Here is a 22722-nt window from a genome sequence, read left to right on the forward strand (position 1 = left end):
TACCAGGATTCGATGCGCCTCGCAAATCGGCTTTTGTCTATTTCCCATGAAAAAACCAGCCGTTTCCTGGCTGGTTTTGAAAATCAAGCATTCGAATTTAAAGGTTGGTTCGACTTGAGTCGGGGAAAGTAAAATCGCACTGCTGTTCCGTCTCCTGTATTTCGTAGAGACACTTCCCCTGTGTGAAGTGTCACAATTCGCTGCACGATGAACAGACCGAGACCGAACTTCCCTTGCTTCCCTCGAGAGAATTGGTGGAACAAGTCTAAACTCTCATCAACTGGCGGTCCGTCGTTAAAGATGGTGATTTCAACGCCAGCGTCATCTTGGTGGAGGTCGATGCGGATGCAGGATTCCGCGTAACGGAGTGCATTGTCGAGCACGTTCTCAAACGCGACCCGAATCTGTTCACCATCGCCAAGCATCTCGCCGCCTTCTCCATTGATTTCCCAATCGAGCTGGCCTCTGAGTTTGAAGCGCGCGACGAGCAGTTCCATCAACTTGTCGAGATTGATTGGTTCGAGTTTCATTTCTTGTCCTTTGAAATATTCAAGTTTTGTAACGTACAACAAATCGACGACTTTCTTCTCGAGTCGAGACGCTTCCTCATCAATGACCTCGGCAGAACCTTTCAAATCTCCTGTCGGATAAATCCCATCCCCAATCGACTGGGCATATCCACGAATGACCATGATCGGTGTCTTTAAGTCATGCGATATGTTTTGAAGCAACGCTTGTTGTGCCAAATCCTGCTCTTTTAATTCCTTACGCATGGCATCAATCGAATGGGCCAACTGACCGAGTTCATCTTGACGATCTAATGGTAAAGCGGTCTCCCACTGTCGATTCGAAATCTTCTCAACGGCCCGTTCCATCTCCACGATCGGTTTAGTCAATTGCCGCGACATCAATAAGGCGGGGATAAGCGATAAGAGGCTGATGATACCTATCAGAATCGATATTCGCAAATATAATGTCGACACCAACTCACGACGATAGGCATCCCATGCGTAAGAGGCTTGATACACAATCGTTCCATCGTATTCATTTTGACGAATGATGTAATAGACGTCCTCTCCGTCAATCGTAGTCTGATACCGTTCGACCTGACCACTTTGATTTAACGCTTCCTGATACATGCGGTTCGTCAATTCAAGCGGTGCCGATCCGTAGATGATCCGTCCGTTCGGGAGAAAGATCAATTGGTTGACCGAACGGGACTCTTGTTGGCGTCGATCATACTCAATCGGGTTTTGGGGATAATTCTCTAACTCATTCGTGTTCCCTAAATAATAGTCCACATCTCGTAACGTCTCATATACTTGTTCATCGATGAACTGGGTGATGGATGAACGGACCGTAATCAAAATCATGAGCGCGAGCGTCACGATAATGAGTAAGATGAGCACCCAAATCTTCCACATGAGCCGCTTCGGTTTAAGGGCGTCCATCATGGTCTGACGAGACGGTAGCCGATACCGTAAAGCGTTTCGAGCTCAAGGCGATGCAATTTCTTTCGGACACGACGCACCAAGTCATCGACGACGCGGTCCGATCCGAAGTAGTCGTTCCCCCAAACACCTTCTAAAATTTGCTCACGCGACAACGCGGAGCCCGGATGTTCAAGGAAGAGTAGCAGTAAATCGAATTCTTTCGAAGTCAAATCGATCTCTTCATCTCCGTGCTTGATCAGACGTTTATCCGGATAAATGGTGTACTCTCCGTATTCGATATGCTCGTTCGACTTCGAACCGTAGACACGATCAATCAATTTTTTGACACGGATGACAAGTTCCCTTGGAAGGAACGGTTTGGCGATGTAGTCATCCGAACCCATCTCGAGTCCGATGATTTTGTCGATATCCTCATCGCGCGCCGAGATGAAAATCGTCGGCGTATTCGCATTGACGGCTTTGATTTGTTTCAACAATTGAAAGCCATCCAGGTCTGGCAACATGATATCGAGCACCCACAAATCCGGTTGATCTGGAATCGCTTCTTGTGCAGATGTCCCATCCGCAAATGAGCGAACGTTGTATCCTTCCTGTTCTAGATACGTGACGAGCATTTTATTTAAGTTTGCTTCATCGTCGACTAAGTAGATTGTATACATTCAAGTCACCTCAACACGTTTTTTCTCATCATATCAAACAATTGTCGTGAAATGATGGGAAAGAAATGAAGTCAAAGAAAAAAGAAGGCAACGAAATCGCACCTTCTTCAGCGTACTGAATTTGTTCGTAACTGTTGCGTCAAAAATGCCGCGCCCCCACTAATCATCGCCAACACTCCACTGATCATGATCAATTCCATGATGTCCGCCTCCCGTTGATACCGATTCTCATTATCAACTTAAATATAGCACACATCCTTTTCGTTGAATACCACAAAAAAAGTCCCGATTTCACTCGAGACTTTTGATGATTATGCTTTTACGTCATATCCTTGTTCCTCGACTGCCTCCACCATCGTCTCAAGTGAGACAGAATCTTGATGGATCACGTCGACTCGATGCTCTTGAAGCGATACCGTCGCTGATTCGACACCATTCAATTCATTTAATGCTCCTTCAACGGCAGCTTTGCAATGATTACATGTCATACCTTCTACGGTTAACGTTGTTTCTTTCATGATGATGATCCTCCTTGTGTTTTTAATCGTAATGCGTTCAAGACGACAGACACCGAACTGAACGCCATCGCTGCTCCAGCAATCCATGGGGCAAGTAACCCCGCTGCAGCGACCGGGATGCCAAGACTATTATAGGCGAGTGCCCAGAACAAGTTTTGACGAATGTTCTTCATCGTCAACCGGCTCATATTCATCGCTCGACTCACGCCTTCAATGTCTTGCCCTACAATTGTAACATCCGCTGCCTCGAGCGCGACATCCGTACCACTTCCGAATGCAATCCCGACGTCCGCCACCGCAAGCGCCGGGGCATCGTTCATGCCGTCCCCTACCATGGCGACGCGACCGGATTGTTTCAATCGCTCAATCTGCTCCGCCTTCTCGACAGGAAGGACTTCGGCAATGACTTGATGATGAGGGATGCCAAGTTCGTCGGCAATCGCGTAGGCGACTTCCTTCCGGTCACCCGTCAAGACGTACACGTCACGCGTTTGACTAAGGGCTTGCACGACTTCACGACTTTTCGGTTTCAATTGATCTTGTAGTCCGAACGCCGCGACAATCCCGCTCTCATCCGCAACGTAGACCGGGGTCATCGCCCCCATCGACCAATCTGGCAAGTTGTATCCGAGCTCTTCCATCATTCGAACAGACCCGATGATGAGTTCTTTCCCATCAACGACCGCTTTAACTCCTCGTCCGGCCAACTCTTCCACTTTCGTCACGACACCGTCGCCGACTTTCCGACCGATGGCAGCTGCCAAAGGATGCGTCGATTGCCGTTCTGCCATGACGGCACGGCGGAGCATCGCTTCATCTCCGAACGTTTCCACCACTTCCGGTGTCCCATTCGTCAATGTCCCTGTCTTATCAAAAACAACGATGTTTGATTCATTGAGTGACTCGAGTTGTCCCCCACCTTTGAACAACACACCTTGCTCTGCCGCTCGTCCCGTTCCGACCATAATCGATGTCGGCGTTGCCAAACCAAGGGCACACGGACAAGCGATGACAAGTACGGCAATCGATGCTCGAATGGCCGTATCGATATCATTTAATAGGAATGCCCAGACCGCGAATGTGAGGGCACTGATGGCTACGACAATCGGCACGAAGACACCCGAGATGCGGTCAGCCTGACGTTGAATCGGCGCCTTATCTGTTTGTGCCTGTTCGACGACACGTACGATTTGAGCGAGCATCGTCTCTTTCCCGACTCGTTCCGCCCGCATGAGAATGCGATGGGACTGATTGATCGTTCCGCCGACGACTTCGGTGTCGACCGTCTTCTCCGCTGGAATCGATTCTCCTGTCAACATCGACTCATCGATGACTGTCTCTCCCTCGATGATTCGTCCATCGACTGGAATTTTCTCTCCCGGACGCACGACGAGGACGTCTCCTACTTTGACGAGTTCGACAGCGACAGACCGTTCTTCACCATCAACGAACAGGATGGCTTCTTTCGCCTGAAGCGACAAGAGTGATTTCAACGCATCGGTCGTCTTCTCTTTCGCTCGTCCTTCTAACCACTTCCCAAGTAAGACGAGCGTGATGAGGACGGCACTCGTCTCAAAATAGAGATGTGGATTCATCGGGTGCACAATCATTTCAAAAATGGAATAGAAGTATGCGGCCGATGTCCCCGTCGCGACGAGCACGTCCATGTTCGCCGAACCGCTCTTCAAGCTCTTATATGCCCCTTGATAAAACTGCGCCCCAATCCAAAACTGAACGGGGGTCGCCAGGGCGAATTGCCACCATGGGTTCATCAGCCATGGTGCATGAAATCCGAGTCCCGGGATATGCGTCAACATGACGAGGAGTAATGGGGCCGACAACAGTGCAGAGATGATGACCTTCCGCTGTAATGGACGTAAGTCATGCGGCGGCGCCATCTCTACTTTCGGCTCGGCCCCGTATCCGATTTTCTCAATCCGCGCGATCAGCTCTTCTTCTGTAATGCCTTCATCGACACGAATGGTCGCCGTCTCAAGCGGAAGGTTGACCGTCGCTTCCACTCCGTCCATCTTATTCAATACTTTTTCAATTCGTGCCGAACAAGCCGCACAGGTCATTCCTTGTATGGATAACTCAACGGTTTTCATGACATCCCTCCTTATTTTTTGATGCGGCTGACGATCGTCATCAACTCATCAATGTAAGGTTCCATGTTTTCCGTCTCGCTTGCGTGAACCAAACACTTGCGCATATGACGCTCTAACAGTTGCATCTCGACTTGCTTCAGAGCGGCCTGAATGGCTGACGTCTGAGTCAAAATATCGACACAATAGCGGTCGTTCTCGACCATCTTTTGAATCCCTCGGACTTGTCCTTCGATTCGTTTTAGACGTTTCCCGAGCGCCTCCCGTTCGGCATCATCACGCGGAACGAGTGGTTGGTCATGCATAAATTCACCCATGTTGATCACCTCACCATTAATATACCCCTACCCCGTAATAGTGTCAAACAAAAAGAAAAATAAAAGAGCGAACTAAGTCGCCCTTCTCTACTCAACTATTTTGAAATGCTTCGCTCTTCAAGACCGTTCGTAAAATCTTTCCGGTCGTGTTTCGCGGAAGTTCCTCGATGATCTCAATATAAGTCGGTTGCTTATATTTCGCCAACTTTGTTTGTGTGTAAGCACGAATGTCCTCTTTCGTCACATTTTCATGTTTCGTGACGACGAATGCCTTCACCGCTTCTCCTTGTTCCGCATCCGGCACACCGATGACGGCAGCTTCGACGATATCCGGATGTTGATACAATACTTCCTCTACCTCACGAGGGTATACGTTATAGCCCCCGACGATGACCATATCCTTCTTCCGGTCGACGATATAGAAGTAACCATCTTCGTCACGTCTCGCCAAATCGCCCGTATAGAGCCATCCGTCCCGAAGTGTCATCATCGTCTCTTCCGGTAACTTGTAATACCCTTTCATGACGTTCGGTCCACGTACAATCAATTCCCCGACTTCACCGACGCCGACTTCTTCCCCAAGCTCGTCGACGACTTTATTTTCGACGTGAACGATGGAAGGGCCGATTGATCCGGCTTTTCGCTCGCCATGGAGCGGGTTGAAGCAGGTAACCGGTGACGCCTCCGACAGACCGTATCCTTCAAGAATCTTGCACTCGAACATCTGCTCAAACGACTCGAGCAACTGAACCGGTAAGCTTGCCCCTCCTGAGACGAACACGCGGACATGCTTCAATGCAGACGTGTAGGCCGGTACTTTCATCGCCGTCTGTAACAAGAAATTGTACATCGTCGGCACACCGGCAAATAACGTCACACGGTGCTTTGGTACTAGGTCGAACACATCTTGTGGTGAGAACTTCGGTAAGATGACAATCGTCGCCCCTCGAAGGAGTGGTGCATTGACGATGACCGTCAAACAGAAAACGTGGAACATCGGCAATGCCGCCAATGCCTTATCCTCTGGAGTGATGTCTAAATACTCTCCGATTGAATGTGCGTTTGAGAACAAGTTTCGATGCGTGAGCAGAGCCCCTTTCGGTTTTCCGGTCGTCCCACTCGTATAGAGGATGACGGCAACTTCATCCTCGTCGACTTCGATGAACGTCCCTTCTGCTTCGGCAAACGCTTCTACGAATGGGATGAATTCAATCGCCCCTTCCCGCTTCAATGCTGGAACATCGGCATATGGAACGGAAATCACGAGTTTTAAGTGAGGCAACTTCGTGAGTGCCGCTTCCGCCTGCGCGACGAGCGGTGATAAGCCAACGATTCCCTTTACATCCCCATCAAGTAGAATGTAGGCCATTTCATCAGGCGTGTATGTAGGGTTGATCGGAATGACGACCCCTCCACGTGACAACACTGCGAAATATGCAATCAGGAACGCAGGGCTGTTTCCGAGAACGAGAGCGACGTGATCGCCTTGTCCAATCCCTTTTTGCTCAAGCGTCGACGCCATCGCCTTGACTTGCCCATAAAACTGTCCGTAACTCACCGTGTCTTCCCCAAACACATACGCTGCTTTCTGCGGGTGAGCAATCACTACTTCTTGTAGTGACTTGACTAAGTTTGCCATGGTAATCCCCCTTTAAATGAATGATGATTCACTTTTGAGCCATAAAAAAGAGCACGTTGTCCGCGCTCTTTTCAATTACTTCTATTGTACATGAAATGTTTCAATAAGAAAACGCTTCCAAAAAGTTCGTCTGCAAGTGGAACAATCCGGCTCGACTTTTTACATGGACGAGCGCTTGAAGAGATTCATCATCCATGAGCAAATCATCAATCAGTTTATGATAGCTCTGTTTTTTTGATTCATTCGTAGCCGTAATCAATAAAATCGCTTTCGCTTGAATCGTTTCTCCCGTGATGGTTTTTACTTCACACGAGTTCAACAGGTGAAGCAGGGAAATGCCATCTCGTTTCGCTATAGAGATTGGAACATCAATGACCGCAACCGGCACAGCGACATCACTTACCCCGGAAGGAATAATCGATTCTTGATCGAGAACGACTCGCGTAAATGAAGAACTGACCATGCCTTTTCGTTCTAATTCAAGACCTACCGCCATCATCGCACGTTCAAATGTCGATTGTTCTGTCACCCACATCCGACTCGGGTCCATCCATTCACTGAGCCTTCGATACATAGTGATTCCTCCTATTTTTAATCAGCCGTTACGAAAGCGCTTGCACAAATTATGATACGCCTTCTCCCATCGAGGTGCAATCCGTATGATCAACGTTCACGAAAATGCCAAAAAAAGGCGACCTCCGTAGAGACCGCCATGACTAACTTAACTAATCAAATCGACTAATTCCTCGAGCTCTACATTTCCGAAGTAATGTTTCAAATCGAGTTGCATCAATTGCTCACGGATGGCCGCACGTTCGAAACGCGTCCCAACGAGCGCTTGCTCGACGTCTTGGATGTCACCGACACCAAAGAAATCTCCATAAATTTTCGCTTCTGTGATCGTTCCTTTGTTGACGTTCAAGCGGACATCGATCGTCCCGATTGGGAAACGACGTTTCGACTCAACATCGAACTTCGGCGACTTACCAAAGTTCCAGTCCCAGTTCGCATAGCGTTCTTTCGAGATATCATGGACGATTTCCCAATCCTCGTCACGAAGCACATAGCGTTCCGGTTGTTCTCCATCATAAATCGAATGGAGGAGCGCCTCGACGAAATGTTCCATCTCCATCTCACGCTCTAAAAATTCAGTAATGTTCGCCACACGGCTACGAACGGACTTGATTCCTTTTGAACGCATTTTCTCTTCCGAGACGTTAAGCGAGTTCACGACCTCTTCGATGTTCGAATTGAACATGAGCGTCCCGTGGCTGAACATGCGTCCACGCGTCGTGAATTGGGCGTTCCCGCTAATTTTACGCTCACCGACCTGAATGTCGTTACGACCCGTCAGCTCTGCCTCGACACCGAGGTTACGAAGCGCATCCACAATCGGTTGTGTGAACTTCTTATAGTTGTTGAACGAGTTGCCATCGTCTTTTGTGATGAAGCTGAAGTTCAAGTTTCCTTCATCGTGATAGACAGCACCGCCACCAGAGAGACGTCGAACGACATCGATGCCATTCTCTTCGATGTACTTCAAGTTGACTTCTTCTGATGTGTTTTGGTTCTTCCCGATGATGATGGACGGACCGTTAATATAGAACAGGAAGTAATCTTCATGATCGACGTTCAGATGTTTAAGGATATACTCTTCAACCGCCAAGTTAATCTTCGGGTCGCGGATATCCGGATTAAAAATAAATTTCACAGTTTATTTCCTCCTAGTCGAATGTTCGTTACTCGTATTATACGAAACGAGACGAGTCCTCGACAAATCTTTTACTTCCACTCACCTGTCATCACGCGCTTCAATGCGTTCGCCACACCATACTCATCATGGCGTTCGGTGACGTGGTCGCTGATAGCAATCAAGTCTTCGTGGCTATTGGCCATCGCAATCCCTTTACCGGCTACTTTGAACATCGGAACGTCGTTCAAGTTATCCCCGATCACGACGACTTCGGATAAATCGATACCATAATGTTCGGCAAGTTTTGTCACACCGTTCCCTTTATCTGCACCGTGTGCCATCACTTCGATGTTATCATTGCCTGAAGACGTGACATACACCCCTTCGACTTGGTCTTCGATTTCTTTCCAAAGTCCGTTCATTTTCTCAAGGTGGCTCGAGAAAGCGATGAACTTGTAGACACGTCCAGCTTCTTCTCGGATAAAGTTCTCAATGTCATCAACAATTTTGACATCTTCATTGACGTAGTAGCGATTCTTAAAGAATTCGTACATCTCGAGCGAGCGGTCGTCACCATTCGCTTTCAAGTTTTTCATCGATGCTTCAATCAAATCGCCTCGGCTCGCCACGAGTCCCGCTTCTGTGTACATTTCGTAAAAAACGTCCGCATACTTGTCATCTTGATGAAGGACATCGATGACTTGAAGCGCCTCTTCAATCGTCAAATCGATTTCGTGAAGGACTTCTCCCGACGTGTCGAGCACACGTCCCCCATTCGACGAGACAATCGGGCAAGAAAGTCCGACCTCGTCTAAAATCTGTTTCGCATTCACATAGTTGCGCCCCGTCGCAATCGCAAAGCGAATCCCTGCTGCCTCTGCTTCACGAACAATCTCTGCTGTCTCATCCGCGATTTTGGTGTGGTTGTGCAAAATCGTACCGTCCATGTCTGATACAAAAAGTTTATACGTTGCCATCTTCCATCACTCCTTTTTCTCTTTCGCTTCTTACTATAACAAAAAGAGAGGGATTCGGAACAATCCGAACCCTCCCTTCATCAAATCTCAATTTTTTTCACGCAATGCTTTCACTTGTTCCCGCACACTCTTCACACAGTCCGGCATCCCAATCCCGTCATAGGCGATTCCGGCGAGAATGACGCCTGGGTATACCCGGCTCATCTCGGCCCGGAGTGCTTTGACACGGTCCGCATGAAAGACCGCATAAGGAGGCAGTCCATCACGAAGTCGACTGACGACTGTCTGAATCGGATCACGGTGAATTTTCATGAGACCACGAAGATCATGTAACGCTGTCTCGATGATTTCTTCATCGGATGCTTCGACAATCTCATCTGCCCCCGGGCGACCTAAAAAGACGCGAAGGACATGATATCCTTCCGGCACGGCATGTGGCCATTTCTGGTCGATGAACGTACATGCTGTGATCGTCACATCCGCTTCTTGACTCGTCACGAACCCTGTACCGACGAACGGAAGCTCAATATCTTCTTCTTTGAAGACAAGTGAGCACGTCGCCGTCGCATGCGGCTTCATATCCGCTAAGAAGTCACTATCGACTTTCGGGAGGAACTGACGTATGAGACGCGGTGGGACCGTCAACACGAGATGGTCCGTGTCGATATCTCCGCGATTCGTGAAGAGGCGGTACCCGTCCTCACGCTCGGATACTTGTTCAACGGAACAGTTTAATACGATTTCAGTTCGGTCCAACCGTTCTGCCAAGCGGTCCGTCAGTGATTTGAGTCCACGTTTCAACGAGGCGAACTGACCAACCTTCTTCGCCCCGACTTCCGCGACTCGTTGCTCAGGACGTAAGTGTCGCATCCCTTCATACAAGTTGCCGTATTTCTTTTCTCCCTCGATGAACTGTGGGAATGTCGACATCGCACTCATTTGATCGATGTCTCCGGCATAGATACCAGAGAGTAACGGTTCAATCAATCGGTCGACGATTGGGTCCCCGACACGCTCACGAAGGTAGAGGCCGAGTGAGACGTCCGAGTCTGGCGCTTTTACATCTGGAGGGGACAGCAACATCTGCTTTAAGTCCTCGTGCTCTTCTTCCGAAAGCAACGTCGTCTCACGAAACGCATTGACGTCGAGCGGGATCCCCATCACCGTCTGCTTCGGAATCGGATGGAGCCCGTCATGATGAAGGACGTAAGCCTGACCGACTCCATTGCGGACAAGTTCATCGCCTAAACCGACGTCTTCAATCAATTCCGTCATCGCAGTCTTTCGAAAGACATACGAGTCCGGACCACGCTCCACCGCAAACTCGCCCGTCTCATACGTATCAATCTTTCCTCCGAGGCGATCCGTCGCCTCGAGCAACGTGATGGTCACGTCTTCCGGCAAATAACGCTCCGCATAAAAAGCGGCGGTGAGACCTGTGATCCCACCACCGACAATCGTGAATTTACGCATGATGCACAATCACGCTTTCCATTCGATCCGCGATGGCTTCGATGAAGCTTCGCTCTGCATTTGGCATAGCCGGACGTGCGTAGTGAACACCGAGGCGGTCACAGACAACCTTACACTCGACGTCGTTATCGAACAATACTTCGAGATGGTCTGCAACAAAGCCAACCGGCGTATAGACGAACGCCTCGTAGCCATGCTTTTCATAAAGTTCAGCCGTTAGGTCTTGGACGTCTGGTCCGATCCATGGGTCCGGCGTGTTTCCTTCTGACTGCCAACCAATCTCATAATGCGGGACGCCTGTTTCAATGGCAATTTTATCAGCTGTTTCTTTCAACTGATCCGGATACGGGTCGCCACCAGCCAAGATCTTCTCAGGGAGACTATGCGCTGAAACGATGAGACATGTCTTTTCAGCCGGTACAGGCAATGACGCATACGTATCGTTAATCGCATTCGCCCACCATTTGATAAACTTCGGCTCATCATACCACGACTCTACCGAACGAATGTCGATGCCATACTTCGCTGCTTCTTCATGAGCACGTCCGTTGTATGATTTGACGCTATATGACGAGTAATGAGGTGCTAAGACAACCGATACCGCCTCTTTGATGCCGTCGTTCGCCATTTGTGCGACCGCGTCTTCCACGAACGGTTCGATATGCTTCAATCCGATATACAGTTTGAACTCGATTTCACCTACATGACGCTCGTTCAAGATGTCACGAAGCGTCTCCGCTTGATCGATCGTGATTTTTGCGAGTGGAGATACTCCACCAATCGCTTCGTAACGTTCCGTCAAATCTTGAAGTGCTTCCGGTGACGGTTTGCGTCCGTAGCGAATGTGCGTGTAATACCGCTCGATATCTTCTGGTTTGTACGGTGTGCCGTACGCCATGACAAGTAGTCCGACTGTTTTCATGATTCGTTGCCTCCCATTTTTTCGCGTGAGTAGTCGTGAATGAATGCCGTCAATTTGACAAGGACGGCCGGGTCGACTTCAGGGAACACCCCATGTCCCAAGTTGAAGACGTATCCTGGCTTTTTCATTCCTTCATCTAAAATCTCCTTAACCTTCTCTTCGATGACCGGCCATGGAGCTAACAAGAACGACGGGTCTAAGTTTCCTTGAACCGCCTTTGTGATGCCACGGTCCCGTGCTTCCTGTACCGACAGGCGCCAGTCAAGCCCGACCACATCAAGGGGAAGGTCGTGCCATTCTTCGATTTGATGGCTCGCTCCGACACCATGCATGATGAGTGGAATGTCGAGTGAACGTAGTTCTTTAAAGATACGCTCCGTCGTCGGTTTGATGTAACGTGCATAATCTTTGCGGCTGAGCGTCCCGACCCACGAATCAAACAATTGGAACGCTTGAATGCCGGCATCCGCTTGCGCCTTCGCATACGTGATGACCATGTCGCCGAGTTTTTCCATCAATGCATTCCATACATCCGGTTCTGCATACATGAGTGCTTTCGTACGATGGTAGTTCCGCGACGGTCCCCCTTCGATCATATAGCTCGCCAATGTGAACGGTGCGCCTGAGAAGCCGATAAGCGGAACTTCTAATCGTTCCCGCAGTAGACGAATCGTGTCAAAGACGTATGAGATATCTTCCGGGTTTAACGGTTTCAAACGTTCCACATCTTCCATCGTTCGATATGGATTGTCGATGACCGGTCCAATCCCGCTCTTGATCTCGACATCGACTCCCATAGACGGAAGTGGCGTCATGATGTCCTTATATAGAATGGCCGCGTCGACTCCGAGTTGTTTCACCGGAAGTTCCGTCACATATGCACAAAGTTCAGGATCATGCGTGATCTCGAATAGTGACCTCGTCTTTTTAATCTCTCGATATTCCGGTTGGTAGCGTCCGGCTTGGCGCATATACCACACAGGTACATAATCTGTCGCCTCTCCTTTAAACGCTTTTAAAATAGTATCGTTCATACGTCGCGTCATTCCCCTCTAAATTTCTCCTACACTCTTTATTCTCGTGTTTGTGAACTCAAAAACATTATACAGAAATTAATTAGAATTATGCTAATGTGAAGCATTTTCATTGTGTTTTCTTTGTGTCATTTTTTTGTCGGAAATGTTCGGAAGGCAGAATTCAATTGACCTCGAATCAAATCATCCCGCTGTTTCGCCGACAATCGTCGTTCTCGTTCTTTAATATCTTGAATTCGCCATCCATCCTCTAGTTTGGTCGCCACTTCGACTAAACGTTCCACGTCATGGAAAGAATATTTACGTGAACCACCTTTTGTCCGTTCCGGAAAGACGAGACCTTTTTCTTCATAATACCGAATTTGACGCTCTGAAAGTCCCGTCAATTCAGTCACGACGCCCATCCCGATCACTTTCTTCGATTTATAGTCCATTCAGCCTCGCCTCCTTAATAAAAAAACTATGTCAGATAATCTGACAAAATGCAATCCAGCATGAAATTTTCGTTTTACACTGAAGTCAACTTTTGGAAAGCACCTAAGAAAAAGGAGGGCATGAACATGGAAGACATTCTCTATTATATGGACACGCTGTATGTACTCATCGCTGCATTGCTCGTATTGACGATGCAATTAGGTTTCGGATTACTCGAGACAGGGACGCTTCGGGCGAAGAACGCCGGTCACGTCGCGGTCAAACAAATTATTAGCCTCTCTGTGGCGGCACTCGCTTTTTGGGCGGTCGGGTTCGGTCTCTCATTCGGTGACGGGACAACTTGGTTTGGGACAGAAGGATTCTTCTTAAGCGGATCGTTCACAAGCCTCGACTGGGCGAACGTCTCCATCGACGTCAAATTCTTATTCCAGTTATCATTCGTTGCAGTTTCTCTCGCCATCGCGTGGGGTGGATTTGCGGAACGGGCTAAGCTTTCTGCCTACGTTCTGTTCGGTATCTTCTTCGTTGCTATCCTCTATCCAATCGTCGCTCGCTCAGTATGGGCTGGTGGAATGCTCGGATCAATGGGGATGCAAGACTTCGCAGGTTCGGCGGTCGTTCACCTTCAAGGTGGGATGGCGGCTCTCATGGCAACAATCATTTTGAAACCACGTCGTAAGACGGAATCACTCGCCGGTCATAACCATGTGTTAACAGTCGTGGGTGGTCTCGTCCTCTGGCTTTGCTGGTTCGGCTTTAACGCCGGTTCGACAATGTCGGTCGCTGACGGATTCTTCGGTTACGTCGCATTGACAACAATGCTCGCCACAGCAGCTGGTGCGCTCGGTGCTCTGGCCATCGTCATGCTCCATCGGAAGACGGCAGATATCCCGACAATCGTCAACGGAGTACTCGGGGCGCTCGTCGCCATCACGGCAGCATGTGCGTTCGTCGAACCGTGGGCAGCCGTCGTCATCGGGGCACTCGCATCAGTTGCAACATATGGAACGAGCATCTTGATGGCGAAGTATGTGGATGACCCGCTCTGCGCCTTCTCCGTACACGGAGTCGCTGGAATCATCGGAACACTCGCACTCGGCTTCTTCGCATCTCCACGACTCGTTGAGATCACAGGGATCGGTTCTGCCGGACTCTTCTACGGTGGCGGATTGACACAGCTCGGTGTACAGACACTCGGTGTGTTGATCGCGATGGTCATCGCCGGCGGTGGAAGTTATGCCTTCTTGAAACTTCTCGATGTCACAATCGGACTCCGTGTCACAGAAGAACAAGAAGATGTCGGCCTCGACATCGCAGAACATGGTGTATCAGCATACGGTGAAGTCGAAGAAACAACTGAGAAACCAGGACGCCTCCCGAAGATTCTCGGTTCGAGCGTATCGGTCATGTCACCTAAAAAATAATCTACTCACGTGAGAAGGACATCCCGCACAGGATGTCCTTCTTTTTAATTCAATCGACTCAAGTAATAGCGTGTGACCATGACAGACAAGACCAATCCGACCGCCGCATCCCATGTGGCACCAAAAGCGACGGATGCAATCACAAGAACGACGGACTGGATGACGAGCAATCGCATCGCCCACCACGAATACCCTGCGATCCGCTCATCGCGTGTGATTGGGAGCCAGGAAACGATGGAAATTGCCTCTAACCGTTTAAATAGCGGAACGAGCTGTAACGCGGTCAAGCCTACGAAGAGCGGCGTGACCAATCCGACGTACCATCCTCCTGACATCCACATAACAATGAGCGCCACTACGGTCAAGCGAAGAATCAAATCAAGTGAGTCGTTCGAACGGAGAATACGAAGTCCGTACACGTAACGCGATGCATCTACGCGCCGTAGGACCCGATTTTCTAGAAGCCGCGTCAACACGCGGCGCTCTCGAACCTCTTCTTTCAAGGTCGGCAAATCGACGAACCAGCTGATGACTCGTTCAAACTGAGCCCGACTCTTCTCCTCAAGCACCAACCAGTGTAAGAGCGGGATGCGCTCGTTTCGTTTCACATGTAAGAAAACGAACGGCATGAACGCGGGCACCCATGCCCACGCTGTCCAATCCATTAGAAGACAAGCACCGCTCACGAGCGCAAACGGTAGGATTGTCCATTCACGCACACCTTCCACTTTTGCCAAACGGCCTGCAGCTGACAACATGACCATCGTCACGACGACGGATAACACTTCGATACTCGAATAACTCTCTGTCCGTACGAGGAGCGGTAGTAAAACGAGAAGGACGAGCAATCCACGCAGTGCAGCAAACACGAGATTAAATAAACGTACCCCCACCATATAGGAACGAATATCCCCTAACTCCGGAAGCAAAAATACTTGATCCGCCTCCTGGACGAATGTTCGCGGGCGATGACCGAGCGGCATGATTAAAAGGACCGCCGCAGCAATCCACGTCCCGGGGAATGTCCCATCGATTCGTTCTAAGAAGCTATTGTAGACGAACGCCCCGTAAATCAAGGTGAAATAGAGCGTGAACAGCAGTCCTCCGTTTGCAACGTAGCGACTGTACTTGACGACCTCTTCCATCCAGGTCCCGAGCCTTGCTGTAAATCGATTCATGACGACCGTTCCTCCGAAGCGATTGCTTCTACATATATGTCATCAAGTGTCGCATCAGGCGACAATCGATACACGTTGCGCAACTCGGCCGCTGTTCCGCTTGCGATGACGACTCCTTGATGGAGGAAGACGAATCGGTCGCAGTGCCGCTCTGCCGTCTCGAGGATATGGGTGGACATTAAAATCGCACAGTCTTGTTTATATTCATCAAACAACTGAAGCAATTGACGAATCGCTAGTGGGTCGAGACCGACAAATGGTTCATCAACAATCAAGAGCGGCGTTTTCGTCACAAGCGCACACAAGATCATCGCTTTTTGACGCATCCCTTTTGAAAAGACGGAAGGGAACCAGGCGAGTTGTTTTTCCATTCGCATCTCTTTCGCCAAACGTTTCGTGCGCGCAGCCAACTCGTCCGGATTCACATCGTACGCCTTCCCCATCAATTCAATATGTTCTTGCAAGGTTAGCGTCTCATACAATATCGGTGTTTCCGGTATGTAACTTACTTTTTTACGATAGTTCTTTTCAGAGGAATTTAATGTCTCACCATCAATTTCGATTTTTCCGGAGAGGGGTGACAATAACCCCAAAATGTGTTTGATCGTCGTCGATTTTCCAGCTCCGTTTAGCCCTATCAAACCGACGAGCTCCCCTTTTTTTACTTCAAACGAAATGTCATGCAAAACTTGTTTACCGAGATATCCGCCGTTCAATCGATCGACGTGCAGCATGAAAACCACACCTTTCATTTTCATCTTTTTTTCGTGGTATATGTTTTAAATGTTGTCACATGGGAATAATCTGAACTGTAAGGCATTTTAAAATAAAACATCAATACTTCCATTGTTCCACAAAATCGTTGTAAAGAACAATGGGAAAACAGAGGAAGGAGAATGATTTATGGGGTTTATTCTTTATTTGATTATCGGGGGTATCATCGGTTGGTTAGCAGGATTGATTTTAGGTAAGGACGTACCAGGTGGAATCATTGGTAACATCATCGCGGGGATTATCGGTGCATGGTTGGGTGGACTTATCTTTGGTGACTTCGGACCAATCGTTGCGGATATCGCGATTATCCCGGCTCTAATCGGTGCGATTATTTTGATCTTGATTGTATCGTTCGTTATGAAATCAATGCGTAAAAAATAAGATTATGTATCGGAGGGGCTTCCATTGTGGAATGTCCCTCTTTTTTCATTGGATCAGTAAATATATTGCCTCGTTCTTTTCGATAAACTGTTTCTCGGTCTCAAGACCAAAGAACGTAAAGAATGATTCGAAGAACGATTGACCGTAATCCCACTCTGTTCCGAGTGGGTGTTCCGACTTCGCTTTCGGTTCACCGAGGAGGGCAATCAAATCATCTGGTCGTTTATCGAGGTCGACCCGAATCGATTCCACTTCCTCATCTTTAAACGTGACAGCCAATCGCTCATAGTCCCATTTTCCTTCACGCTTTCCAGCCGGTTCACCAAGCGTTTCTTGAACTTGCTGACTCGACTGCCCAATTAAAGAATCGACCGTTTCGAGTGAGTGACCCGTTTGAGCCTCCACTTCAATTTCAATCAACTCAGCCCGCTTCAAATCAAATTGTCCGGCAATGGCTTCGTTCGATTCAGGCATAAGGGCATACTCAATGGATTTAGAAGATATCAATTGAATCGTTTCGGTTTCCGTGACCGTCTCTCCATTTGTCACCGCTACCGCTTTGACATCATATTGTCCCGGCATCTGTTCAAACGATAACGTATCATCGGCTTCATCAATCCGTCCTACCTGTTGTCCATCAATCCAAATATTCGTCAATGGTACATCCGAGGTCACATCAATCCGTTGTGGGAGTAGTTCAATTCGATAGTCAGAAAAGCCATACCGTCCTTCCCCCGTGTCGATCAAACGAAATAATCCGTCCGCCTCCATACCCGACGTTCGGTTGGCTCGGTCTTTCGCAACTTCTGCGATAGCCTCTCCTCGAATGGACTTTTCATCGTTCAACCACCCCATGAATCGTAGAGCCTCCGCTCTCGATAAAGGTTCTCCAAGATATTCGACTTTCTCCTCAAAAAAGGTACGGTCTTCTTCTAATAAGGCCTCTTTGAATGCGACGTGAATTTTATCTTGTTCTGCCGCCGGCTTGTATGCATATATATAGAAAACAATGGCTCCAACTAGAATCGTGAAACTAGAGATCAAAAGAAAGACTTTCAGACTCCGCTCTTTTTTTCTACTTCTCGTATAAGGCATGTGCTCACCTCCTTTGCGCTCACTTATCTTCATTATAGAAGGAATCCATCTCGCTTCCTATCGTTCTTGCGCCCGAACTTCCGTGTTATGATGGAACAGAAACGACATTTAAGAATGGAGGAATGAAGATGCATACAGATCCGACCTGTATCTTTTGTAAAATTGCAAAACAAGAAATCCCATCCTATCGTGTATATGAAGACGAAGCGGTCGTCGCTTTCCTCGACCTTTCTCAAGTGACGAAAGGACACACGCTCGTCATCCCAAAACATCATGCGAAAAACGTATATGAATTGCCGGAAGACGTGGCGGCAAGTGTCTTTAAACGCGTCCCGACCATCGCCAAAGCGATTCAACGTGAAACGGGTGCCATCGGAATGAACGTCTTATCGAATGCCGAAGAAGTTGCCGGACAAACGGTGTACCACTTCCATATCCATTTGATTCCGCGCTTTGGACACGAGGATGGATTTGGTGCGAAGTGGATCACGCAAAACGACGCCTTCACGTCGGAAGAACTCACTACCCTTGCATCGAACATTCATGCCCACGTATAAACAGACAGAGACCCGTCGACGACGGGTCTCATTTATGATTGATTGATTGAATCACGGTGGCGTTTTCGTTCCTCTTCTAGTTGCGCACGCTCGACCTGAAGCTTAATTGCCACTTCGTATAGCTGTTGACGCGTCTTGACAGATGTCGCTTGCTCAAATTCTTTTCGTAATTTCGTTAGACGGGCATCTATTTCAAGCATCCGCTTTTCTCGCATCGATTCTTCACGTGCCTGTTCCGTTTGCTTCGACGCCTCGTATCCCGCCTCTAGTGTATTCATAATGGATTCGGCCCAAGTGTCATCTCCCAGTCGTTTCGCAGCGAGATACAGGTCAAGCATGTCATCTACCCAACGCTTCGCTTTCTCCACTGAGGATCACCTTCCTTTACCTGTATTTTAAAATAAAATGATTTTTCGGTCAAAAATGAATGTTCTGAAAAATTTTATTTGCGATATAGGTTTTTAAGCACTCTTTTTTGGTAAAATAATATGAAAAGAATGTAATTCTGATTATCCGAGCTTGAGGAGGGGAATGAATTGTCGAGTCGTCAACGTCGAGATTGGATTGCTTTCGGCTTTGTTTTAGCATTTTTAGGAGTCGCCACAGTGAAGAAATTGGCGCGAGGAACTGCAAATGATGCCGCTGCTCAACAACATCGAGCATCCACAATCACTACGCTAAAAGAACAATTTGGGAATGTGGCGAAACATGCATCGCAGGTTGCCGCCGCAGGAAAACTGCAAGGAAAAGAATTGACTGACCAAGTGAAAGCCGAAGTCGAACGCTATCAACAAGACATTCAGCCTTCAGTCGAGCGCATCCAAGGGAACCTTCAGGAACTCTCGAACGTACAGTCTGCTATGACTGACAAAACCGTCAATCAAACACAGTGAGTGTTTGAGGTCATCGTCCGTCGATTACATTTGACTTTATATCCGGAAAGGATGGATCGAGATGGAACACGAAAAAGAATTCACTGGCCCTGAGGCCATGCTCTATAGCCACAAAATCATTCAATTGAGTAAGGCTTTGTGGAAAACCGTCGAAAAAGACTGGCAAAACTGGATCAAACCGTTCGACTTAAATATCAATGAACATCACATCTTATGGATTGCCCACGCTTTAGGCGGTGCATCGATTTCAGAAATTGCGAAATATGGCGTCATGCACGTCTCGACTGCTTTCAACTTCTCGAAGAAGTTAGAAGATCGTGGATTACTTACGTTTTCTAAAAAAGAGACGGACAAACGAAACACGTACGTTCAATTGACACCTGAAGGCGAATCGTTATTACTCGAAACGATTCACGCATTCGATCCAGAAGGGAACGGCGTATTCCGCGCTTCCCTTCCGCTTCAAGAACTATATGGAAAGTTCCCTGACTTAACAGATATGACGGCTATCGTACGTCGCTTGTACGGGGATAACTTTATGGATATCTTTGCGGAAACGTCAAAAATGATCACAGAAGAGGCAGGCAGACGCCCTGATGAAGATGAACTCAGTCAAGAAGCCTGACCTGCCGATAAAGTGGTTCTGTGACGTCTAACTCGATTCCTTGTCGGACGCATGCCTCGAGAATCGTTTTGACGTCAAGTCTCACATCTAACATACCTGCAAAATGGACGAGCAATGGTTCTATGGACGTATATCCGTAGCGCAATTGCTCGTTTTGCTGCGCCCGAATCTCCTCAAGCAATTGATAAAATGACTCGACTTCTTGTTTCGTCAAATTCGCTCGAATCACTTCATATTCGAACGGACGGTCTGTCCAATCGACAATCTCGAGTAAGATCTTCATCTGATAGGCTAAATGCTCGACCTTCTCCTCTAGTGACACTTCCCTCACCCCATCATTTCACATTCTATTTCATCATTATACGACAGGATTGTATGCTATGATACTGTACAGACAAGAGAACAGCTGTCATGATTAGGAAAATGTGATATAGTCGGACTTAGAAACTTTAAAGAATTATTAGGGGTGGAATACATGTCAAACGGAATGACGAACGAACCAAAAAAGCAAGATAAAAAATTCTCAACTGGCGCACTCGTGGGTGCATCTGCAATCGCACTCATCATCGGTGCTGGCGGTACGTATGCGGCAACGAACGCAGGCGGCGGAGAGTCAGATAATTCAGCAGTCGTCACATACAAAGGCGGCGAAATCACACGCGGTGAAATCGCGGATATGAGCTACGACCGCATGGTGCCACAACTCGCATTCCAAGAGACGATGAATGCACTTCTTGAAAAAGAATACGGTGACCAAGTCGACCAAGAAAAAGTAGATGAAGAGTTCAGCAAGACAGAAGAACAGTTCAACTCAGAAGAAGAGTTCGAACAAGCGATTCAACAAGCCGGTATGAGCGGTACGGAAGAGTTTAAAGAAGCGCTTCGCGGACAAATGCTCGTTGACGCTGCGAAATCGAAACTTGTCGATGTGACCGATGAAGAAATCGAAGCACAATTCGCAAAAGAGAACGTGGAAGTGGAAGCTAGCCACATCCTCGTTGAAACTGAAGAAGAAGCACAAGACATCATCAAAGAGTTGAATGACGGTGCAGACTTCGCTGAACTTGCGAAAGAAAAATCAACGGATACTGGTTCAGGAGAACAAGGTGGAGAACTCGGTTTCTTCTCTGCTGGTAAGATGGTACCTGAATTCGAAGAGTACGCATTCAAAGAAGATGTCGTTGGTAAAATCTCTGAACCGGTTCAATCTCAGTTCGGTTTCCATGTCATCAAAGTGACAGACCGTAAAGAGAAAGACTTGAAACTCGAAGACGAGAAAGATCGCATTCGTGAAGAATTGGCAGCTGAAAAATCAGCTTCTGTCGATGCGAACAAAATTTACGCTGAGTTGATTGAAAAATACAACGTTGACGTAAAAGATGCAAAAGCAGAACAACAATTTGACGCTGTTAAAGAAGCGATTAAAAACGCAGACGAGTCTTCAGAAGAACCTGCAGCCGAATCAACTGAACAGTAATCACAAAGGGGCACTCCAGCAATGGAGTACCCCTTTTTCGTTGATCATCTATTATAGATTCGGGCGATAGAAGGCACGGTTATCGAGTGCCATGACACGCTCCGTGAATGTCCCCGGCTCGACCCCTTCATACGCTTTCTCAAACATATTCATGCGCGCATCAATGTTATCAATAAAGAATAACATCTCCGCTTCAGGCAACTGTGGCGTATTCGCAGATCCCCATTCCGGCTTCCCGTGATGGCTTAAGACGAGATGTTGCAACAAGGTCGTCACTTCGCGGTCCGTTCCAAGTTCCCGTGACACGACTTCAAGCTCCGATGCCATGAGTGACAAATGACCGAGTAATTTTCCTTCAAGTGTGTATTCTGGCGTAATCGCATCAGACAATTCGATGACTTTCGCTAAATCATGCAAAATGACACCTGCAATCAAAAGATCACGATTCAAGGATGGATACAGTTCACACATCGTATCCGCGAGCTTCAACATCGACATCACATGAAATGCTAGTCCTGAATAGACCGCATGATGATGTCGAACGGCAGCCGGGTACGTAAAGTATGCCTCTTCGTGACGATTGACGACTTCCTCGACAAGACGGCGAATCTCATCGTGTTGAAGTGACGTAATGAATCCACGAATCGTCGTCTCGAGCTCTGACTTCGGAATGGGAGCTGAGCGGACGTACGGTGCGATATCCACTTCCTGCTCGATGATCGAAATTTGTTTTAGTTTCAACTGGGTGCGCCCGCGATAGTCCATCACTTCACCGGCCGCATGGACGATTTTTTTCGTCGCATACTTCTCAGTATCGGCACTATCCCATAATTTCGTTTCGATTTCACCACTCTCGTCGCAAAGGATTAATGTTAAATAAGGTTTTCCGTTCCCGGCAAGTCCCTTATACGATTGTTTGATCATGACATATTGGTCTAGCGTGTCGCCCACTTTGAGCTGACCGATTTTTGTCGTCAATGAAAGCACCTCTCTCTTGTTCAGTACTTTCATCTTAACGAAAGTTTGCGACAGATGCCAACATTCCTGAAAATTTGGGAATACTATCAATATAGTGAATTGGAGGAATGGATG

At 48.0% G+C, this 22722-nt stretch carries 25 protein-coding genes; 6 read left to right on the forward strand and 19 right to left on the reverse strand.

Translation table 11 applies throughout. The features are described from left to right. Positions 1 to 83 precede the first annotated feature (83 nt). The 13 genes from KNO69_RS10230 to KNO69_RS10290 all read right to left on the reverse strand — a co-directional run bounded on the left by KNO69_RS10230 (position 84) and on the right by KNO69_RS10290 (position 13225). Complete coding sequence (locus KNO69_RS10230) at positions 84 to 1424, reverse strand: sensor histidine kinase (RefSeq protein WP_237708239.1); 1341 nt, start codon at positions 1422 to 1424, stop codon at positions 84 to 86. A 26-nt stretch (positions 1425 to 1450) separates the two neighbouring features. Further along, on the reverse strand, positions 1451 to 2113 hold the full coding sequence (locus KNO69_RS10235) for a response regulator transcription factor (protein ID WP_015880954.1): 663 nt from the start codon (positions 2111 to 2113) through the stop codon (positions 1451 to 1453). Positions 2114 to 2424: 311 nt separating this feature from the next. Then, positions 2425 to 2631 (reverse strand): copper chaperone CopZ, encoded by a 207-nt coding sequence (gene copZ / locus KNO69_RS10240; RefSeq protein ID WP_074037662.1) that lies wholly within the window; start codon positions 2629 to 2631, stop codon positions 2425 to 2427. Continuing rightward, on the reverse strand, positions 2628 to 4739 hold the full coding sequence (locus KNO69_RS10245; protein ID WP_214817677.1) for a heavy metal translocating P-type ATPase: 2112 nt from the start codon (positions 4737 to 4739) through the stop codon (positions 2628 to 2630). Before KNO69_RS10245 ends, copZ begins: the two co-directional genes overlap by 4 nt. 11 nt (positions 4740 to 4750) lie before the next feature. After that, positions 4751 to 5053, reverse strand: a complete 303-nt coding sequence (locus tag KNO69_RS10250) for a metal-sensitive transcriptional regulator (RefSeq protein WP_196431483.1) — start codon at positions 5051 to 5053, stop codon at positions 4751 to 4753. A gap of 91 nt (positions 5054 to 5144) precedes the next feature. Further along, positions 5145 to 6692, reverse strand: coding sequence for a long-chain-fatty-acid--CoA ligase (locus tag KNO69_RS10255; RefSeq protein ID WP_211781599.1), 1548 nt, complete (start codon positions 6690 to 6692; stop codon positions 5145 to 5147). A 100-nt stretch (positions 6693 to 6792) separates the two neighbouring features. Further along, positions 6793 to 7266: a PTS sugar transporter subunit IIA gene (locus KNO69_RS10260; RefSeq protein WP_214817679.1), complete on the reverse strand. Its 474-nt coding sequence runs from the start codon at positions 7264 to 7266 to the stop codon at positions 6793 to 6795. 147 nt (positions 7267 to 7413) lie between these two features. Next, a complete protein-coding gene (gene lplA / locus KNO69_RS10265; protein ID WP_015880947.1) occupies positions 7414 to 8403 on the reverse strand; it encodes a lipoate--protein ligase in 990 nt (329 codons plus the stop codon). A gap of 71 nt (positions 8404 to 8474) precedes the next feature. Further along, positions 8475 to 9362 carry a Cof-type HAD-IIB family hydrolase gene (locus tag KNO69_RS10270; RefSeq protein WP_214817682.1) on the reverse strand — a complete coding sequence of 296 codons (888 nt, stop codon included), beginning with the start codon at positions 9360 to 9362 and terminating at the stop codon, positions 8475 to 8477. Positions 9363 to 9449: 87 nt separating this feature from the next. Further along, a complete protein-coding gene (hemG, locus tag KNO69_RS10275) occupies positions 9450 to 10835 on the reverse strand; it encodes a protoporphyrinogen oxidase (RefSeq protein WP_214817685.1) in 1386 nt (461 codons plus the stop codon). After that, positions 10828 to 11757 (reverse strand): ferrochelatase, encoded by a 930-nt coding sequence (gene hemH / locus KNO69_RS10280; RefSeq protein WP_078146425.1) that lies wholly within the window; start codon positions 11755 to 11757, stop codon positions 10828 to 10830. The genes hemG and hemH overlap by 8 nt, the downstream gene beginning before the upstream one ends. Then, the gene (hemE, locus tag KNO69_RS10285; RefSeq protein ID WP_214817688.1) at positions 11754 to 12803 is read right to left on the reverse strand and encodes a uroporphyrinogen decarboxylase; all 1050 of its coding nucleotides are present in this window, start codon (positions 12801 to 12803) and stop codon (positions 11754 to 11756) included. The genes hemH and hemE overlap by 4 nt, the downstream gene beginning before the upstream one ends. Before the next feature lie 116 nt (positions 12804 to 12919). Continuing rightward, positions 12920 to 13225, reverse strand: coding sequence for a MerR family transcriptional regulator (locus tag KNO69_RS10290; protein WP_015880942.1), 306 nt, complete (start codon positions 13223 to 13225; stop codon positions 12920 to 12922). A gap of 120 nt (positions 13226 to 13345) precedes the next feature. On the opposite strand from KNO69_RS10290, the gene KNO69_RS10295 reads away from it, so the two are divergent. After that, a complete protein-coding gene (locus KNO69_RS10295; RefSeq protein WP_251124899.1) occupies positions 13346 to 14650 on the forward strand; it encodes an ammonium transporter in 1305 nt (434 codons plus the stop codon). Between the two features lie 44 nt (positions 14651 to 14694). Here KNO69_RS10295 and KNO69_RS10300 read toward each other — a convergent pair whose 3' ends face one another. Next, the gene (locus KNO69_RS10300) at positions 14695 to 15828 is read right to left on the reverse strand and encodes an ABC transporter permease (protein ID WP_214817694.1); all 1134 of its coding nucleotides are present in this window, start codon (positions 15826 to 15828) and stop codon (positions 14695 to 14697) included. After that, positions 15825 to 16562, reverse strand: coding sequence for an ABC transporter ATP-binding protein (locus tag KNO69_RS10305; protein WP_251124900.1), 738 nt, complete (start codon positions 16560 to 16562; stop codon positions 15825 to 15827). Before KNO69_RS10305 ends, KNO69_RS10300 begins: the two co-directional genes overlap by 4 nt. A 169-nt stretch (positions 16563 to 16731) precedes the next feature. On the opposite strand from KNO69_RS10305, the gene KNO69_RS10310 reads away from it, so the two are divergent. Continuing rightward, positions 16732 to 16983: a GlsB/YeaQ/YmgE family stress response membrane protein gene (locus tag KNO69_RS10310; protein ID WP_031421191.1), complete on the forward strand. Its 252-nt coding sequence runs from the start codon at positions 16732 to 16734 to the stop codon at positions 16981 to 16983. Positions 16984 to 17028: 45 nt separating this feature from the next. On the opposite strand, the gene KNO69_RS10315 is transcribed toward KNO69_RS10310, so the two are convergent. Further along, on the reverse strand, positions 17029 to 18078 hold the full coding sequence (locus KNO69_RS10315; RefSeq protein ID WP_214817697.1) for a hypothetical protein: 1050 nt from the start codon (positions 18076 to 18078) through the stop codon (positions 17029 to 17031). A 128-nt stretch (positions 18079 to 18206) separates the two neighbouring features. On the opposite strand from KNO69_RS10315, the gene KNO69_RS10320 reads away from it, so the two are divergent. Further along, positions 18207 to 18635 (forward strand): HIT family protein, encoded by a 429-nt coding sequence (locus KNO69_RS10320; RefSeq protein ID WP_214817698.1) that lies wholly within the window; start codon positions 18207 to 18209, stop codon positions 18633 to 18635. Between the two features lie 32 nt (positions 18636 to 18667). Here the strand turns inward: KNO69_RS10320 and KNO69_RS10325 are convergent, their stop codons facing one another. After that, positions 18668 to 19003, reverse strand: coding sequence for a hypothetical protein (locus KNO69_RS10325; RefSeq protein ID WP_074037675.1), 336 nt, complete (start codon positions 19001 to 19003; stop codon positions 18668 to 18670). A 168-nt stretch (positions 19004 to 19171) separates the two neighbouring features. Here KNO69_RS10325 and KNO69_RS10330 point away from each other — a divergent pair, with 168 nt between their 5' ends. Next, positions 19172 to 19528 (forward strand): hypothetical protein, encoded by a 357-nt coding sequence (locus tag KNO69_RS10330; protein ID WP_015880934.1) that lies wholly within the window; start codon positions 19172 to 19174, stop codon positions 19526 to 19528. 61 nt (positions 19529 to 19589) lie between these two features. Further along, on the forward strand, positions 19590 to 20153 hold the full coding sequence (locus KNO69_RS10335; RefSeq protein ID WP_015880933.1) for an HTH-type transcriptional regulator Hpr: 564 nt from the start codon (positions 19590 to 19592) through the stop codon (positions 20151 to 20153). On the opposite strand, the gene KNO69_RS10340 is transcribed toward KNO69_RS10335, so the two are convergent. Then, the gene (locus tag KNO69_RS10340; RefSeq protein WP_235189241.1) at positions 20137 to 20475 is read right to left on the reverse strand and encodes a DUF1878 family protein; all 339 of its coding nucleotides are present in this window, start codon (positions 20473 to 20475) and stop codon (positions 20137 to 20139) included. The genes KNO69_RS10335 and KNO69_RS10340 overlap by 17 nt on opposite strands. Before the next feature lie 153 nt (positions 20476 to 20628). Here KNO69_RS10340 and KNO69_RS10345 point away from each other — a divergent pair, with 153 nt between their 5' ends. Further along, entirely contained in the window at positions 20629 to 21630 is a 1002-nt protein-coding gene (locus KNO69_RS10345; RefSeq protein ID WP_074037676.1) for a peptidylprolyl isomerase, read from the forward strand. 51 nt (positions 21631 to 21681) lie between these two features. On the opposite strand, the gene KNO69_RS10350 is transcribed toward KNO69_RS10345, so the two are convergent. Continuing rightward, on the reverse strand, positions 21682 to 22641 hold the full coding sequence (locus tag KNO69_RS10350; RefSeq protein WP_051829364.1) for an HD domain-containing protein: 960 nt from the start codon (positions 22639 to 22641) through the stop codon (positions 21682 to 21684). Positions 22642 to 22722 lie beyond the last annotated feature (81 nt).

This window comes from Exiguobacterium sp. s131 (assembly GCF_018617345.1).
GTDB lineage: Bacteria > Bacillota > Bacilli > Exiguobacteriales > Exiguobacteriaceae > Exiguobacterium > Exiguobacterium profundum.